Consider the following 17081-nt stretch of genomic DNA (forward strand, 5'->3'; position numbering starts at 1 on the left):
TAATAATAAGAAAGCTTGAATATATTGAACATTCAAGCTTTAAAAGATGTTGTTATTTTGAAGTTAAAGATTTTAATTTGCAGGTTTTTCTAAAAGTTTTCCAAAAAATAAACCCAACTCAAATAACAGCCACATCGGTACAGCCAGCATCACCATTGAAATCGCATCAGGAGGCGTAATAAACATCGAAATAAAGAAACAGCCGACAACAATAAAACGTCTTTTTTCCGCCAGACTTTGCGTACTCACCACACCAATCAAGATCAGTAGTAATGTGACGATTGGAATCTCAAAGGTAAAACCAAACACTAAAAAGAGTTTAAGACAAAACTCAAGATAACTATTAATGTCGGTCATCGGTGCAACGGTTTCTGGCGAAACACTGATAAAAAAATGCAGAATTGCGGGCAGGGTAATAAAGTAGGCAAAAGCGATACCCGCAAAAAACAACACAATACTGCCGACTAATAAAGGTAAAGCCAAATAGCGTTCTCTTGCGTAAAGTGCAGGTTTAATAAATAACCAGAGCTGATACAAAATAAACGGCATGGCAAGAACTATCGCCACAAATAAATTCAGCTTAAAGGGAGCCATAAAAGTGGCCGTGACATCCGTTGCAATCATGGATGACGAGGCAGGCAACTGCATGCGTAAGGGTTCAGACAGCCATTGATAGGTATAATTTCGAAATGGAAGCAGGCAAAAAAATAAGAACAGCGTAACTCCCACGATTTTAAACAGATGCTGACGTAGCACGACCAAATGATTGGTGAGCGGCATTTGTTCAAGTGTTTCTGCTGTATTCAGTGTATTTGATGGGAGCTGGTTCATACGGCAATCTTCAATTTAGTCTGGGCTGGATGTTGAGCGATATCGGCAACGCTAGAGTGAAGAATCTGAGAGGGTTGCCAAGTGTTAAATGGGATATACCGAGCTGTTGAAATAAAGGAATACACTCGAACAATATTTTGTTTTTCCTTATGATCAGTAGCTATATGTTCTAGTTCGGAAAGTTTTCTCTTTTCTATTTCTTCGAGTTGAGATTGTACTTTACGTTCGAGTGCTTCGATACGATTCAATTCATCCTGCATTTCTTTACGGAATTCTGAAATTTTCAGTTCGCGATCAATTTCATTTTGAATATTGCTGATATGACGTTTGATTCTGGCATACCAGCGACCTGCAAAACGCGCTGCTTCTGGAAGTTTGTCGGGACCTAAAACCAGAATTGCAATGACTGCAAAACATAGAATTTCTGTCATTCCTATATTGAGCATGACCAGAATCCTTTAACTTTTCGCAGATGAAACATGTTCAGCGTTTTTAACATCGGCTTCGATGGTTTTGGGTTGCTGAAGAGCTGCATTTTCTTCATCTTCACGAATTGATTTTTTAAAATCCTTAACTGCACCACCTACATCTTTACCCAGATTTTTAAGTTTAGATGTACCAAATAAAAGTACGACTACAATTAAGAAAATCACTACGTGCCAAATGGATAAGCCTGCCATTTTTATATCCTCCAAAGATTTGTGGATATTTCAACAGTCTGCAATGACAGAGACGTGACAGAAATATTTCATTTTTAAGACAAATAGAATTTTTTAAGGTGAAAGTGCTAGTATGTTTTTTAAATTTGAATCTGTATTTCAGAGTGTGCTGTGAGTCTTATTCTCCCGTTGCTTGCCTTTATTATCGGATGGTTATTGGCTCAAACTCGATTCGCTGAACGCCTCAAACCCCTGTTTGCAACCTTACTGGCTCGTCTTTTTATTCCGATTGTGATTATTTACAATATGGTGTTTTATCAGGCGGGTAGCTTAAGTCTGATGCTATTTAGCTTTATCTCTGCGATTTTGCTATACGCATTATTTATGCAATGCTTTAAAGATCGTTTAGGGGCTTTGTGCTTTAGTTATCTCAATATGGCTTGGCTCGGTTTTCCGTTTGCGATTGCTTTATTTGGTCCTGAAATTAGCCCCGCCATGGTGGCGCTTTATATTGGTGGTTCTATTTTTGGCAATATTTGGGCAGTCACAGCGGTATCTTCGGAACCACAGCCAAAATCCATCATCCTAAAGAAGGTGATGCAATCGCCACCTTTTGTGGCTCTGGTCTTGGCTGGATTGTTAAGGTTAATCGGGCTACAAAATATTCAAAATATGTTTTGGCTTGATCATCTTTATAGCGCAAGCAAGATTGGAATGACCTTTGCGGGAATGTGTGTCCTCGGCATGTGGTTACGCCGTACCAAAGTCAATTGGGGTGACTTAAAACGTAGTAGCTGGATTTTAGGACTTAAAATGATGTGTGGTGCATTGCTGTGCACCATCGCTTATTTTTATTTGCCGATTCCACATATTCAGCAATATATCGGTGTGATGTTTTTATTGTTTTGTTTACCGCCTGCGGCGAATATTGTGGCGTTGGAAACACATTATCAGGGCACTGGAGTTTCGGCAAAATATATTGCGTCTGGGACGATAGTGAGTTGTGTGGTAATTGCGGTTTATGGGATGTTGCTGCATTTTTTTAAGTAAGTTAGCGAAGCTTGTAAGCGATTGCATTTAGTTTACTTTAAAGTGCATTTTTTAAGCTCATTAAAAAAATTGTGACCTCTAATAAGACATAATTTTTTTAATTTTAATTAATGTGAAAAATATTTCATTTAATAACAATTGGTTAAATTATTAAAACAATAGTGGCATGGTAGTTGCATTTATGAAACTAAAGTTTCAAAGGCACTCAAAATGCATAATAGATCAATTCATGAACGAATCAACCTGCTAGGTGATACTTTAACTGAAAGTGAAAAAAGACTAGCAAAAGTCACATTGGAAAATCTGACAAGTCTAGCAACTTATTCTGCAACTGAATTGGCAGATATGGCCAAGGTTTCGAAGGCAACAGCCGTACGCTTTTTTAAGCGTCTAGGTTATGAATCATTTTCAGACGTACGATTACAGGTCCGTGACAGTTTGGATCATGGTTCACCACTTTATGCTTTTTCAAGAACCAATACTAACAATGACACAATAGGTTATTTTGAATCACATATTCATAATGAAATTAAAAATCTAACACAAACCTATGAGCAACTTGATTCAAAATATATTGAACAAGCTATCGCTAATATTCAACAGAGTAGAAAAATTTACATTGTTGGTTTTCGTAATGGAAAAATTTTAGCGCAATATTGTTGGGCAATGCTTTCACAACTTCGCTCAGATGTTCTGCTTATTCCATCTAGTAGCAGTATGAATATTCCTGAAGAATTACTCGATTTGCAGAGTAATGACTGTGTACTGGTGATGGATTTCAGAAGGAGAGTTTCACTGCTTCGTCCGATCGTGGACTATGCCAAGGCTGTCGGCTCAAAAATTTTAATGATTACAGATATAACAACGACTGACCTAAGTTCACAAGCTGATCTGGTATTTAGAACAGCAACTCAAAGTGTCGGAATATTTGATTCTTATATTTCTGCAGTTTCATTAATTAATGGATTGTGTACTCGTTTAGCACTTCAATCTGCTGATCAGGTCAGCCAGCGCTTAACTCAAATTGAACATCTTCACCAATATTTTCAAGATTTAAACAGCTAGATGAGACAAAAAATATGTCCAATATTTTACAAAATATGACCATTCACTACTTTTCTAATCCCCAGTTTCGACCTGGTTTAGCGTATGGCGTAGATCAGAGAAATATTTTAGGAGGTCAGCGTTTTATTGATGCTAAACAGACCATTGAACAATGGCAAGGTTATTCTCCTTCACCATTGGTTGAACTTCCTCATCTAGCTCGAGAATTGGGCATTAAAAATATTTTATATAAAGATGAGTCACGTCGCTTTGGGCTTAGTAGCTTTAAAGCACTAGGTGGGGCTTATGCCGTATTTCGGTTATTGCTGAGAAAAATACAGTATGACTATCCTCAAGATGACGTTTCACTTCAGGATTTATTGTCTGGTAAATACCGCGAAGTTACTGAAAAAATTACAGTGACTTGTGCCACAGATGGTAACCATGGTCGTTCTGTAGCGTGGGGAGCACGTACTTTTGGTTGTAAATGTGTGATTTATATTCATAGTACGGTCAGCCAAGGTAGAGCAGATGCAATTGCAAAATATGGGGCAGATGTTATTCGTACTCAGGGAAATTATGATGATTCGGTAAGACAAGCTGATCATGATGCTAAACAATTGGGACGTTTTGTTGTTTCAGATACTTCTTATGAAGGATATATGGATGTGCCAAAAGATGTAATGCAGGGTTATGCAGTCATGGCTGATGAAGTCTTACAAAAAATACCATCCCAACAAAAAATTAGTCATGTTTTTTTACAAGGCGGTGTTGGAGGACTGGCCGCAGCAGTCACTGCACAGTTATGGGAACAACTTGGCGATCAAAAACCTATTTTTATAGTTGTAGAGCCCGATCAAGCAGCATGTTTATTTGAAAGTGCTAAAGCAGGCCAACCTGTTGCGGTTGAAGGTGAATTGAATACCATTATGGCAGGTTTGGCCTGTGGTGAAGTCTCTTTGCTTGCGTGGAGCATATTAAAGGATGCGGTGAGCCATTTTTTAACTATTGATGATCAATCTGCTGTAGAGGTAATGAAAATTCTGGCTACAGGCCAATACGGCGATCAAAATATTGTTGCAGGTGAATCTGCTGTAGCTGGTCTTGCAGGCTGTATTGGTGCGGCTACACATCCAGATCTAAAAAAAGCCCTTCAATTAGATGAGAAAAGTTGTGTATTAGTAATCGGCAGTGAAGGTGCAACAGATCCAGAACTTTATCAGCAGATTATTGGAAAAACTGCTGAACAAATATGGAGTGCTGCATGACTATCAATTTAAGGATTAATCCTGAACGGCTTTTAACAAGAATCTCTAGGCTTGCTCAGGTCGGTGCAATTGATGGAGGCGGTGTGTGTCGTCTGGCGTTTACTGAGCAGGATAAGTTGGGTCGTGATTTGGTGATTCAATGGATGCATGAGCTTGATTTGCATGTCACGATCGACGGTATTGGAAATGTCGTTGCAACTCGAACAGGTAAAAAGAATCTACATCCAGTCATGACTGGATCACATATTGATACGGTTAGAACAGGTGGCCGATATGATGGCAACTTAGGAGTACTAGCAGGTCTCGAAGTGATCGAAACACTTAATGAGGCAGGCATAGAAACCGATCATCCAATCAGTGTGGCATTTTTTAGCAATGAAGAAGGAGCACGATTTGCACCAGACATGATGGGTAGTCTGGTTTTTCAAGGTGGTCTGAGTTTAGAAGATGCATATCAAACACAAGGTATTGATGGCACCACAGTGCGGGAAAATCTGGAAAAAATTGGTTATATCGGTGGTCATCCTGTAGGTCAGAACAATTTGCATGCCTTTATTGAACTTCATGTGGAACAGGGACCGATTCTGGAACATGAACAGAAGAATATTGGTGCAGTTACTGGTGTACAAGGTATTCGCTGGATTGAGTTCACGATCAAAGGAGTTTCCAACCATGCGGGTACAACACCGATGCGATTACGCCACAATGCAGGTCTAGTGGCCATGAAAATTGCAACGTATGTTCATCAATTAGCTGAGGCTCATCCAGGGCAGCTGGTGACAATTGGTTTTATGGAATTAAAACCCAATTTGGTTAATGTGATTCCAAATGATGCAAAATTTACGATTGATCTGAGAAATACCGATCAAATGACTTTGAATCAAATAGTTACTGATTTACTGGCACAGGCCAAGATTATTGCATTGGAAGAAGGAGTGGAACTGAGTTTCCGAGATTTAGCAAATTTTCAGTCAGTTTCTTTTGATGAAAGAATTATTGCCAGTGTGGAAAGCTTTGCAAAAGAATCACAACTTTCAGTGCAAAGATTATCAAGTGGGGCCGGACATGATGCTCAAATTATTTCGCGCATGTGTCCGACAGGAATGATTTTTGTACCGAGCGTTGCAGGTCTATCTCACAATGTAAAAGAGTTTACACATGATGCAGATGTTGTTTCAGGCGCAAATCTTCTCCTGAAAATAATATATGAATTAGCGAATGGTAAAATTATTGAGGAGACACAACATGCCTAGAATAGTAAATATTGCAGCAGCTCAACTGGGTCCAATCCAAAGACGTGATTCTAGAAAAGAAGTGATTGAACGCTTACTCAATCATATGTATAACGCGGCAAAAATGGGCTGTGATGTGGTTGTCTTTCCTGAACTTGCATTAACAACTTTTTTCCCAAGATGGTATATAGAAGATCCTGAGGAATTAAATCAGTTCTATGAATCTGAAATGCCAGGTCCAACTACTCAACCCTTATTCGATGCTGCCAAAAAGCTCGGTCTGGGGTTTTATTTAGGCTATGCCGAATTGAATAAACAATCGGATGGCTACCATCGTTACAATACCTCAATCTTAGTTGGTAAAGACGGAAAAATCATAGGTAAATATCATAAAGTTCATTTACCAGGACATGATGAATATGAACCTTGGCGACGTTTTCAGCATTTAGAAAAACGCTATTTTGAAGCTGGAAGCTCTTTTGATGTCTGGTCAGCTTTTGGTGGCATTTTCGGTATGGCCTTGTGTAATGATCGACGTTGGTCGGAAACTTATCGAGTGATGGGTTTGCAAGGCGTGGAAATGATTTTACTTGGCTATAACACTCCAGTACACAATCCTCCAGCCCCAGAGCATGATGATTTATCGCTTTTTCATAACCATTTAGTGATGCAAGCAGGAGCTTATCAAAATGGGACTTGGGTAGTTGGAGTGGCTAAAGCAGGTAATGAAGAAGACTGCGACATGATCGGAGGAACCTGTATTATTGCACCCTCTGGTGAAATTGTTGCGGCTTGCTCAACTAAAGGAGATGAGCTTGCGATTGCCCGATGCGATCTAGATTTGTGTCAATCCTATAAATCCACAACATTTAATTTTGAAAAACATCGACAGATTCATGCTTATGGTTTGATTAGCCATCAGCGTGGAGTCAAAACTCCTTAAATTAAACATGATTATTTAACAACAACATAGGTATTTTAATGAAATACCTATAGGGAACTTTTTCTCAAAAAAAGGTGAAGTGATGACTAAACAGATCGTTTTATCGAATCATCAAAGCTCATATAGCCAGATGACTAATCAAGCTATTGATGAAAATAAACTATATAAAAAAGTAGCTTGGCGTATTATCCCACTGCTGATGCTGTGTTACGTTGCCGCATATCTTGACCGTGTAAATGTCGGTTTTGCAAAATTACAAATGCTGGATGATTTGCATTTTAGTGAAACAATTTATGGTTTGGGTGCGGGGATATTTTTTATCGGATATTTCTTGTTTGAAGTGCCAAGTAATGTACTCATGCATAAAATCGGCGCGAAAAAAACCATCACCCGAATTATGATTTTATGGGGAGTGATTTCTGCCTGTATGGCTTTGGTTCATACTCCTACTCAATTCTATATCTGTCGTTTCTTTCTAGGGGCCGCTGAAGCAGGTTTTTATCCAGGAGTTATTTTCTATCTCACCCAATGGTTTCCTGCAAATCGACGTGGCCAGATGATTGCGATTTTTATGACAGCGGTTCCTTTTTCTAGTATTTTCGGAGCGCCGCTTTCAGGATGGATTATGCAATCTTTTCATTATTATCAAGATTTGGCGGGCTGGCAATGGTTATTTATATTGGAGGCCATACCCTCGATTGTGCTAGGCTTTGTGGTATATAAATACTTGTACAATAATATTCAAGAAGCCCCTTGGCTTAATCAAAATGAAAAAATAGTTTTACAACAGCATCTTCAATCAGAAAAAAAACAAAGAATTCAGCATGGATCTTTGCTCACGCTGTTGAAAGACAAACGTGTATTACTGATGGCTCTAATTTGTTATTGCACAGTTTCAAGCTTAACTGGACTTGCATTTTGGCTACCTACAGTCATCAAATCTACAGGTGTAGATTCACTGCTAAAGGTAGGATTGTTGACAGCTATCCCTAATATTTGTGCGGTGATTTCCATGATTTTAGTTTGCCGTCATTCAGATCAACAGAATGAACGTCGATGGCATATGATTTTACCATTCTGTATTGGCGGTTGTGGCTTAATCTTATCAACTTTATTTGGACATAATCCTACATTAGCGATCGCGATGTTATGTATTGCAGCAGCAGGTTGTATGGTATGTTCACCTTTGTTCTGGAGTTTACCAACAGTTTATTTAGATGGGAAAAATGCGGCAGCAGGAATAGCTGGAATAAATTCTTTTGCTGGTTTAGCCGCTTTTTGTAGTCCATTTATCATCGGATGGATCAAAGAAACGACAGGTTCAACAGATATTGGTATGTATTTTTTAGCCAGCTTTGCATTTTTAGGTGCAATATTGGTATTTATTCTGACGCGTTCACAACCCCAAATGCGAGCAGGGGGTAGTAAAAAGGTTTAATTAAAGTGTTTATTTTTAAAAATTTTTTTGGTTAAATGTGAATTTAACATCCACACTTTTCTTGAATGTCTTGATGATAATTTTGTATCGTATAGGTTTACGATTAAATTGATCTTTACTTTTTAGTAGTGACAATTTAATCGTTGATTTTTTTATCTCTTATTCTTAGATGAAGTGCGATAGAGAATTAGTTTCGGATTGAAGCAAGATGGAATAGCGTTGTGCTAAATCTTCACGTTATCCCATCTAAGGACTAAATAAGATAAACCGATACTTAAATCCTGTGCGTATATTTGTAGATGAACAATCGCTTTAAACTCGAGTCAAACTCTCACGAAAATGCTGCATTGCTTGTCCGCGATGGCTGATTTTATTTTTTTCTTCCTTGCTCATTTCCGCACTGCTGATTCCAAGCTCTGGCAACCAAAATAACGGATCATAACCAAAGCCATGTTCGCCACGCGCTGCTTCAAGTATTTCACCGTGCCAAAAGCCCTGAAAAATTTGTGGAAGTGGATCATCTGCATGTTCAACCAAGGCCAGTACACAAATGAACATGCCTTCAATGATTTGCCCATCTTTACGAAATGGTTTTAACTCATTGAGTAATTTTTCATTATTGGCGGCATCATTGCCATGATCACCTGCATAGCGTGCAGAATAGATGCCTGGTGCGCCATCCAAGATTGGGACACAAATTCCTGAATCATCTGCAATCGCAGGTTTACCTGAAATTTTGGAGGCATGTCGTGCTTTAATAATGGCATTTTCAACAAAGCTCAGTCCATCTTCAATCGCATCTGGAATATTCAATTGTCCTTGCGGGATGACATCAACTGGCAGTTTTAGCTCTGCAAATAGTTTTTCAAACTCGGTAATTTTACCTTTGTTGTTACTGGCTAAAACTAAAGTACCTTGAGAAAGCCAATGAGGTGCAGACATAATCAAAACTCGAATAAAATAATGAAGAGATAATAAAAACAAAAAGCACCCGAAGGTGCTTTAAAATTTTAATGGCTTACTGCGCTTGAATCCACTTATCAGCACGGTCAACTGCTTGACGAATTTGGTCTTGGGTTAAGTTTGCAGCCAACGCCGTTTTCTTGCTTTGCGACATGTTAATCACTTTATTGTCGAGCATACCGTCACGCGTTGAAAGCTCGTACCATTGATACGCGCCTTGATAGTTTTTCTTCTGTTCTTCCATCATGGCAAGGTTATAACTGGCACGGTTATCCCCATTACTGGCCGCTTTCTCGAAGTATTTACGGGCCATCGCTTCATTTTTAGCTACGCCAACGCCATCTGCATACATCCGGCCAACATTGAGCTGAGCAGGAGATAAGCCCTGATCTGCGGCGGCTTTAAACCATGTAAAAGCTTGCTTTTCATCTTTGGCAACATCTTTACCATATTGGTAATGTGAACCTAAATAAAATTGTGCACCTGCCTGACCTGCTTTAGCAGCTTTCATCAGGTCGGTAATCCCCATGGTAGAAAAATGTGCAGCTTGGGCTGCAATAGATTGTGGCTGGGCAACGTAATCCGCATGTGCGTGAATACTTAAAAGTCCAACTACTAGTGTGCTGAATAATGTTTTTTTCATAGAGCGCTCACTCGATATATTGCGACTTCACCAAACAAATTAGGGACGTGCTTACTTAAAAAGCTCCCTTGCTGGTTCCCATTGACGGCAAGTCGGTTAATAATCCGAATCTGATTTTCAGCACATAGTGCCTCAAAATCTCGGAAAGTACATAAATGAATATTGGGCGTGTTATACCACATATAAGGTAATGCATCTGAAACAGGCATCATTCCTTTCAAAGCCAAAAACGAGCGCGTCTTCCAATGCGCAAAGTTTGGAAAAGTAATGATGGCTTGTTTGCCCACTCGCACCATGTCCCGTAATAAAACATCTGGTGCATCTACAGCTTGCAAAGCTTGTGCCATCACTACATTATCAAAAGATTGATCTGCGAAACGGCTCAAACCAAGATTCAAGTCTTGCTGAATAATATTTAACCCGCGACTGACCGCAATTGCAATCTTTTCTTGATCAATTTCTAAGCCATAAGCATGAATTTGGTGTTTTTTGCTCATATGAGCCAATAATTCACCATCGCCACAGCCCAGATCCAGCACACTGGAACCCGGTTTAATCCACTTTTCCGCAAGTTGTTGGTCTATACGCATTAGATCATCTCCACTTGCTGGGTCGATTTTAAAAGTGCTTCACCGCCCAAAAATGCCCGTAAGGTTTTTACATACAGTGGAATGGGGAATAAGAATGAATCATGACCTTGTTCCGCATCAATATCCAGATAGGTCACAGGTTTATGGTTGGTAATTAGTGCATCGACAATTTCTTGAGAACGTTCTGGGGCAAAACGCCAGTCCGTAGTGAAGGAAACCACTAAAAAGCGACATTTGGTTTGTGCCATGGCTTGGGTTAAGGATTGCTCATATTCGCGTGATGGATCAAAATAATCCAGTGCTTTGGTCATAATCAGATAGGTATTGGCATCAAAGTTTCGGCTAAATTGTTCACCCTGATAACGCAAATAGCTTTCCACCTGAAACTCAACATCAAAGCCATACATAAACTTGCCTGATTTTAAATCACGACCAAATTTCTGTTTCATGGCTTCTTCAGACAGATAAGTAATATGTCCCACCATCCGCGCTAAAATCAGCCCACGTTTTGGATAGCTATCATTTTCCAGATAACGCCCATGATAAAAATCAGGATCAGAAAGAATGGATTGACGTGCAACTTCGTTAAAGGCGATATTTTGTGCAGAAAGTTTAGGTGCGCTGGCAATGACGACACAGTTCTTTAAACGATCAGGATAATCTACTGACCATTGTAAGGCTTGCATGCCGCCCAATGATCCCCCAATTACCGCATACCAAACGTTGATGCCTAATCGGTCGGAGAGCATGGTTTGGGTTTTGACCCAGTCACGTACCGTGACTAATGGAAAATCTGGGCCATAAGGACGATTTTCATTTTCAGGATTGGGAGAAGTTGGGCCAGTTGAACCATTACATCCGCCAATATTATTCAGTGCCACCACAAAAAAATGATTGGTATCAATGGCTTTTCCGGGGCCGATACAGGCATCCCACCAGCCCGCTTTTTTATCATCTTCATGATGATAACCCGCCGCATGATGATGCCCTGAGAGTGCATGACAAATCAGAATCGCGTTGGATTGATCGGCATTGAGCGTACCATAAGTTTCAACCATCAGTTCGAAACGCGGTAAACTACGGCCACATTCTAAAGGCAAGGGTTGTTCAAATTGAAACTTTTGTGGAGTAACCAAACCCACTGAATCAGATGCAAAAGACACGGGAGCGATTCGCCTTCTATCTTTAAACCAATAATAAAGAAAGGATACCATAGGTATCCTTTCAAAAAGAGTGTTTTACGCAGTTTATACGGCAGCGGCAGCGACTTGATCCGTGCTAAGAACACCTTGTTCAATCAAGCGATTGGTTGAAGCCAAAATCGCTTCAATGGATGAAGTCACTGTGTTGTCATGGATGCCAGCACCAAATGCGCTTTTGCCTGTGCCTTTAACTTGGATCTCGATTAAGGTCAAAGCCTTAGCATTTGCACCCGAACTAATACTACGTTCTTCATAGTTCAATACATCAATTGGCAATTGAAGTGCATTTAAGAAAGCTGAAATCGGGCCATTACCTTCACCGCGTAACTGCTGAATTTCACCGTCAATCTCAACATCTAACTCAATGACTTGTGTCCCATTGATGTCTGAAAGACGATAGTTTTTCGCGGCATAGTGCTGTTGTTTTGCGTTCACATAAGTATCTTGAAACAAATTCCAGATTTCTGTGGCACTAATTTCTGTACCGTTGCTGTCGGTATGTTGCTGTACAATTTGCGAAAATTCAATTTGTAAACGACGTGGTAATACCACGTTATAGTTAGATTCCAACAAGTAAGCAATACCACCTTTACCTGACTGACTGTTGACGCGAATCACGGCATCGTAGTCACGACCCAAGTCTTTTGGATCGATTGGCAAGTAAGGCATATCCCAGATTTCTTCGTTTTTCTGGAATTCAAAACCTTTTTTGATGGCGTCCTGATGTGATCCAGAGAATGCGGTGAAGACCAAGTCACCCGCATATGGATGGCGCGGATGCACAGGTAAACCCGTACATTCTTCAATCGTGGCAATCACTTCATTAATATTGGAAAAATCCAACTCAGGTGCAACACCTTGTGTATACATATTCAAGGCAATCGCTGCAACATCGACATTACCTGTGCGTTCACCATTTCCAAATACACAACCTTCAACACGGTCTGCACCTGCCATAATCGCAAGTTCAGAGGCTGCAATACCGCAACCACGGTCATTGTGACAGTGAACCGAAATAATCACCCCATCACGACGGGCAATATTACGATGCATCCATTCGATTTGGTCGGCATAGACATTGGGTGTTGAAACTTCAACGGTTGCAGGCAAGTTTAAGATCACTTTGTTGTCTGCTGATGCTTCCCAAATTTCAGTGACCGCATCGCAAACATCTTTGGCGACGTCTAATTCGGTGGCAGAAAAACATTCTGGGCTGTACTGAAAAATCCAGTCAGTTTCAGGATATTGTGCTGCAATTTCCTTGATTTTTTTTGCGGCATTAACAGCTAAAGCCTTGGAACCATTGGCATCGACATTTAATACTTTTTTGCGGAAGGTTGGTGAATTGGCATTGTAGATATGCACAATTGCACGTTTTGCTCCGATTAAAGACTCAAATGTACGTTCGATCAAATGATCACGCGCCTGAACCAACACTTCAATATAGACATCATCTGGAATGTGGTTTTCTTCAATCAACTTACGCGTGAAGTCAAAATCGACTTGAGATGCTGATGGAAAACCAATTTCAATGTGTTTAAAACCAATTTTGACCAACATTTGGAACATTTTAAATTTTTGATCGATATCCATCGGTTCAAAAATGGCCTGATTACCGTCACGTAAATCTGTACTCATCCAGATTGGTGCTTTGGTAATTTCGTTATTTGGCCATTGACGGTCAGGTAAATCGACTCGCTGGTACATACGACGATATTTTTTGCTTGGGTCTGCCAACATCATGAGATAACTCCTTGCTGTAGCGCGCTTGCTCTATATTTTTAGGCAGCTCACTACTTTATATATGGTGTTTAAATAAAATGATTTAAATAAAATAACTAAAAAATTTTGAGGCCAATTTAGAGGCAAAAAGAGAGTATGCGCGCTTGGCGCAGCATCAGGAGTGCGGTCAAATCAGTTGTAGACTTGGAAAAAGCAAAAATGTATTTCATTTCCGTATACCATTAAATAAGCTTAGTGGTTTCACCTGCGTAAAAAGATTTTACGACTCATTTGAGTGTAGGTGAAAAACGTCGCATATGCAAAATCATATCCTAAATTTTAATTTGAATAAATGGAAAATATTTCCCTGTTTTTTGCGTAATTTGCAATTTATGAGGAAATATTTTGCAGATAATATGTATATTTTGATGCTAATTTTTTGTTTGTAGGTTCTCAAGCCAGACCTGTTTTACAGTTCAGACCACATTCGCATGAGATTATGATAAATGTTGGTCAGTTTCATCACTTCTGGATAATGGTCGCCATGCTGCATACGTAAATTACGAACAGATTCATCTAAAGTAAATAACAAATGTCGTTTCGTATCATCACGAATCAAACTTTGTACCCAGAAAAAAGAGGCGAAACGCGTACCGCGACTAATACTGCTCACTTCATGCAGGCTGGTTGCAGGATATAGCACGACATCTCCTGCTGGAAGTTTAACTTCGTGATAGCCATAGGTATCTTCAATCACAAGCTCGCCACCGTCATATTCTTCGGGTTCACTTAAAAATAAAGTACAGGATAAATCAGTACGAATTTGTTCAGTTGTACCGCGAATCAGCCGGATCGAATTATCAACATGGAAACCAAAACTTTCATGTTCATTGTAGCGATTAAACAACGGAGGAATAATCTGATGGGGGAGTGCAGCAGTTTGAAATATTGGATGATTCCAGATGGCTTTAATGACTAAATCACTTAAATGATGCGTCAAAGGATCTTGTTCAGACAACTGTTGATTATGCTTAACTGTTGCAGATAAAGTTCCTGCGGTGACTTTACCTCCAACCCAATTGGCTGATTCCATCAATGTTCTAAATTCTGCGACTTGTTCTTTGCTCAGTACATTTGGAATATGATGGATCATGTGAAATACCTTTGATCAGAAAGTGGCGATTAGAAAAATAGCCTCATAAGGAGGCTATTTTATCGGAATTTGACTTAAAGCCATAAATAAATTATGGCTTTAATGATTAATATTTAAAATTAATCGCTAACACTGCATTACGACCATCACCTTCATAGGCATAGTGTGCAGCATGGGCACTTGTAAAGTAGCGTTTATCTGAAATGTTATTTACATTTAACTGTAAGTTCACATTTGGATTAATTTCATATTTCGCCATAGCATTATAGATAGTATAGGCTGGTAGATATTTAGGGGTTGCTGTACTACTACCAGAATTAACGTAAACATCATCTTTGTACTGAGCACCAGCACCTAGCGTCAACTGAGGTAAAACTTTATAAGTTGACCATAATGTTGCACTGTTTTTTGCAACGTAAGGAATTGGACCGCCTGCTGGAACTACTGTTCCACGAGAGTACCCACCATTTGTTAGTTCACTATCTAAATAGCTATAGCCTGCTGAAATGTCCCATTTATCCGTAATGTGACCATTTAAACCAAGCTCAAAACCATCAACTTTACTTTCACCAACATTCGAATAAAAGCCAGCAGCATCTTGAATACGGGTGTTTTGTTTCTCAGTACGGAAAATAGCAGCCGTCACATTAGCACGTTTATTTAAGATATCCCATTTTGTACCTACTTCATAAGTACGAGCTTTTTCTGGTTTTAAATCGTTAATCGTAATCGCAACTGCTGATTCGCTACTGTCACCTTGCCCAACACCAACTGGATTAGCAGAAGTTGCATAGCTCGCATAGATGCTGCCATTTTCAGTTGGTTTGAAGATTAAACCTGCTTGATAACTAAAGAAGTCGCTATCACTTTCAATATTAGTGCCCGCAGGAGTTGTTCCAGATGCTTTATTATATTTAGCTTCTGTATCAAACTTATCCCAACGTAAACCCAGATTCATTAACCATTGTGGTGTAAATTCGATGCTATCCAGCGCATATAAACCAACTGTACGGCTACGTGTGGTCGTGACAGCAGTATTGGCATCACGTGTACCAATCACAGCAGGGTTATCTGGATTGGTGACACTAGTACACCAGTAAGTTATTGCAGTACATTGAGCATCTGCATTTGATGCAGTTTTGCTATATGTGTATGAACCCATATCTGTTTCTTGGAGACTCCATTCTACCCCTGTATTAAACGAGTGTTTAATTGAGCCTGTATTGAATTTACCATTTAAAGAAAGCTGATCTGAATAAGCATCCGTATCAGAAATACGACTTAAAGCGTGACCGCGATAGATATATCCATTTAAAACATTATTTTGTCCATTTAAACCCGTTTTGGAATCATTCGAGTTGGTGTAGACATAATCTGTTTTTGATTTTGTGTAATTGACAACATTAGAAAGAGTCAAGTTATCGTTAAAATCATGTTCTAACTTAAATGTGCCAATATGATTTTCGCGTTTATCAAAGTCACGGTTTTTCCAGCCATAATAAATGCCTTGTTTGGCTTGGTATGGTTTTCCGCCAGTCGATAAAAATGGAATACCTGCATCAGGCTCATCATAACTTTGTAAATAATAATAGCTGAGAGATCCGCGTGTCGCTGTACCTAAGCCCCATGCAATGCTTGGTGCAATACCAACGCGATTGTATTCAGCGCCATTGCTTTGACCGGGTTTGTCATTTTGGTGTCCCATTACCACAACACGACCTGCAACACCATTACCGAAGTCTTTATTGGCATCAAGTTGGATATGGCGATAATTATCGGTTCCGCCTGCTACTGTCCCTTGATATACATCACCTTGATGCGCTTGCTTGGTGATAAGGTTAATACTACCACCAACACCACCGCCACCAGATAACGTAGAACTTGAACCTTTTGTGACTTCTACTTGTTCAATCGCAAACATATCACGATTTTGCAGAGTTGCATTGCGCACACCATCTATGTAAATCGAAGATTGAGAGCTATAACCACGAATATAAGGCGTATCACCAAATGGCGTGCCACCTTCACCTGCTGCAAAGGTAATTCCTGGCACGTTTTGTAGTGCTTGCGTCAAAGAGTTAGAACCCGTGTCTTGTAAAAGCTTTTGTGAAACGACTTCAACCGACTTTGGCGTATCTAAAAGCGGTGCAACATATTTTTTATTAGCCGAGTTATCTACTTTCAGGCTGTCGGTACTTGCTTCAGCATGAATCGTAGGTAAATGGGAAACGTCATCTTGTGCAATTGCTGAAACAGCAACAACAGATAAGGAAGAAGCGATTGCGGATGAAACAATCTTCTTGCGCGTTTTAATAAAAGACATAGTCACAGATATCAATAATA

General features: G+C 39.6%; 16 protein-coding genes. 6 read left to right on the plus strand and 10 right to left on the minus strand.

Annotation, left to right across the window (positions count from 1 at the left end; genetic code table 11):
- Nucleotides 1–72: 72 nt before the first annotated feature.
- From tatC to tatA, 3 genes are read right to left on the minus strand one after another with little or no spacing between them, the layout of a single operon-like run.
- Nucleotides 73–831: a twin-arginine translocase subunit TatC gene (gene tatC, locus E0D95_RS12770; protein WP_130804204.1), complete on the minus strand. Its 759-nt coding sequence runs from the start codon at nucleotides 829–831 to the stop codon at nucleotides 73–75.
- Complete coding sequence (tatB, locus tag E0D95_RS12775; protein ID WP_130804207.1) at nucleotides 828–1277, minus strand: Sec-independent protein translocase protein TatB; 450 nt, start codon at nucleotides 1275–1277, stop codon at nucleotides 828–830. The genes tatC and tatB overlap by 4 nt, the downstream gene beginning before the upstream one ends.
- 12 nt (nucleotides 1278–1289) lie before the next feature.
- Nucleotides 1290–1511: a Sec-independent protein translocase subunit TatA gene (gene tatA, locus E0D95_RS12780; RefSeq protein WP_130804209.1), complete on the minus strand. Its 222-nt coding sequence runs from the start codon at nucleotides 1509–1511 to the stop codon at nucleotides 1290–1292.
- Between the two features lie 150 nt (nucleotides 1512–1661).
- Here tatA and E0D95_RS12785 point away from each other — a divergent pair, with 150 nt between their 5' ends.
- From E0D95_RS12785 to E0D95_RS12810, 6 genes are all read left to right on the plus strand, one after another.
- Nucleotides 1662–2540 carry an AEC family transporter gene (locus tag E0D95_RS12785; RefSeq protein ID WP_130804211.1) on the plus strand — a complete coding sequence of 293 codons (879 nt, stop codon included), beginning with the start codon at nucleotides 1662–1664 and terminating at the stop codon, nucleotides 2538–2540.
- Nucleotides 2541–2750: 210 nt separating this feature from the next.
- Nucleotides 2751–3605, plus strand: a complete 855-nt coding sequence (locus E0D95_RS12790) for a MurR/RpiR family transcriptional regulator (protein ID WP_130804213.1) — start codon at nucleotides 2751–2753, stop codon at nucleotides 3603–3605.
- A gap of 14 nt (nucleotides 3606–3619) precedes the next feature.
- Nucleotides 3620–4852 carry a diaminopropionate ammonia-lyase gene (locus tag E0D95_RS12795; protein ID WP_130804215.1) on the plus strand — a complete coding sequence of 411 codons (1233 nt, stop codon included), beginning with the start codon at nucleotides 3620–3622 and terminating at the stop codon, nucleotides 4850–4852.
- Nucleotides 4849–6105 (plus strand): Zn-dependent hydrolase, encoded by a 1257-nt coding sequence (locus tag E0D95_RS12800; RefSeq protein ID WP_213073704.1) that lies wholly within the window; start codon nucleotides 4849–4851, stop codon nucleotides 6103–6105. The genes E0D95_RS12795 and E0D95_RS12800 overlap by 4 nt, the downstream gene beginning before the upstream one ends.
- The gene (locus E0D95_RS12805) at nucleotides 6098–7027 is read left to right on the plus strand and encodes an N-carbamoyl-D-amino-acid hydrolase (RefSeq protein WP_130804219.1); all 930 of its coding nucleotides are present in this window, start codon (nucleotides 6098–6100) and stop codon (nucleotides 7025–7027) included. Before E0D95_RS12800 ends, E0D95_RS12805 begins: the two co-directional genes overlap by 8 nt.
- A gap of 82 nt (nucleotides 7028–7109) precedes the next feature.
- Nucleotides 7110–8465 carry an MFS transporter gene (locus E0D95_RS12810; protein ID WP_130804221.1) on the plus strand — a complete coding sequence of 452 codons (1356 nt, stop codon included), beginning with the start codon at nucleotides 7110–7112 and terminating at the stop codon, nucleotides 8463–8465.
- 312 nt (nucleotides 8466–8777) lie between these two features.
- On the opposite strand, the gene rdgB is transcribed toward E0D95_RS12810, so the two are convergent.
- From rdgB to E0D95_RS12845, 7 genes are all read right to left on the minus strand, one after another.
- Nucleotides 8778–9407 carry an RdgB/HAM1 family non-canonical purine NTP pyrophosphatase gene (gene rdgB / locus E0D95_RS12815; RefSeq protein WP_130804223.1) on the minus strand — a complete coding sequence of 210 codons (630 nt, stop codon included), beginning with the start codon at nucleotides 9405–9407 and terminating at the stop codon, nucleotides 8778–8780.
- Between the two features lie 76 nt (nucleotides 9408–9483).
- Entirely contained in the window at nucleotides 9484–10071 is a 588-nt protein-coding gene (locus E0D95_RS12820) for a tetratricopeptide repeat protein (protein ID WP_130804225.1), read from the minus strand.
- Nucleotides 10068–10661, minus strand: coding sequence for a methionine biosynthesis protein MetW (gene metW / locus E0D95_RS12825; RefSeq protein ID WP_004991325.1), 594 nt, complete (start codon nucleotides 10659–10661; stop codon nucleotides 10068–10070). The genes E0D95_RS12820 and metW overlap by 4 nt, the downstream gene beginning before the upstream one ends.
- Nucleotides 10661–11824, minus strand: a complete 1164-nt coding sequence (metX, locus tag E0D95_RS12830) for a homoserine O-succinyltransferase MetX (RefSeq protein ID WP_130804227.1) — start codon at nucleotides 11822–11824, stop codon at nucleotides 10661–10663. The genes metW and metX overlap by 1 nt, the downstream gene beginning before the upstream one ends.
- An 84-nt stretch (nucleotides 11825–11908) precedes the next feature.
- On the minus strand, nucleotides 11909–13606 hold the full coding sequence (gene leuA, locus E0D95_RS12835) for a 2-isopropylmalate synthase (RefSeq protein WP_130804229.1): 1698 nt from the start codon (nucleotides 13604–13606) through the stop codon (nucleotides 11909–11911).
- Between the two features lie 448 nt (nucleotides 13607–14054).
- Nucleotides 14055–14738: a Fe2+-dependent dioxygenase gene (locus tag E0D95_RS12840; RefSeq protein WP_130804231.1), complete on the minus strand. Its 684-nt coding sequence runs from the start codon at nucleotides 14736–14738 to the stop codon at nucleotides 14055–14057.
- A 106-nt stretch (nucleotides 14739–14844) separates the two neighbouring features.
- Nucleotides 14845–17061: a TonB-dependent receptor gene (locus tag E0D95_RS12845; protein ID WP_130804233.1), complete on the minus strand. Its 2217-nt coding sequence runs from the start codon at nucleotides 17059–17061 to the stop codon at nucleotides 14845–14847.
- Nucleotides 17062–17081 lie beyond the last annotated feature (20 nt).

It is taken from the genome of Acinetobacter ihumii (assembly GCF_900625095.1).
Classification (GTDB): Bacteria; Pseudomonadota; Gammaproteobacteria; order Pseudomonadales; family Moraxellaceae; genus Acinetobacter; species Acinetobacter ihumii.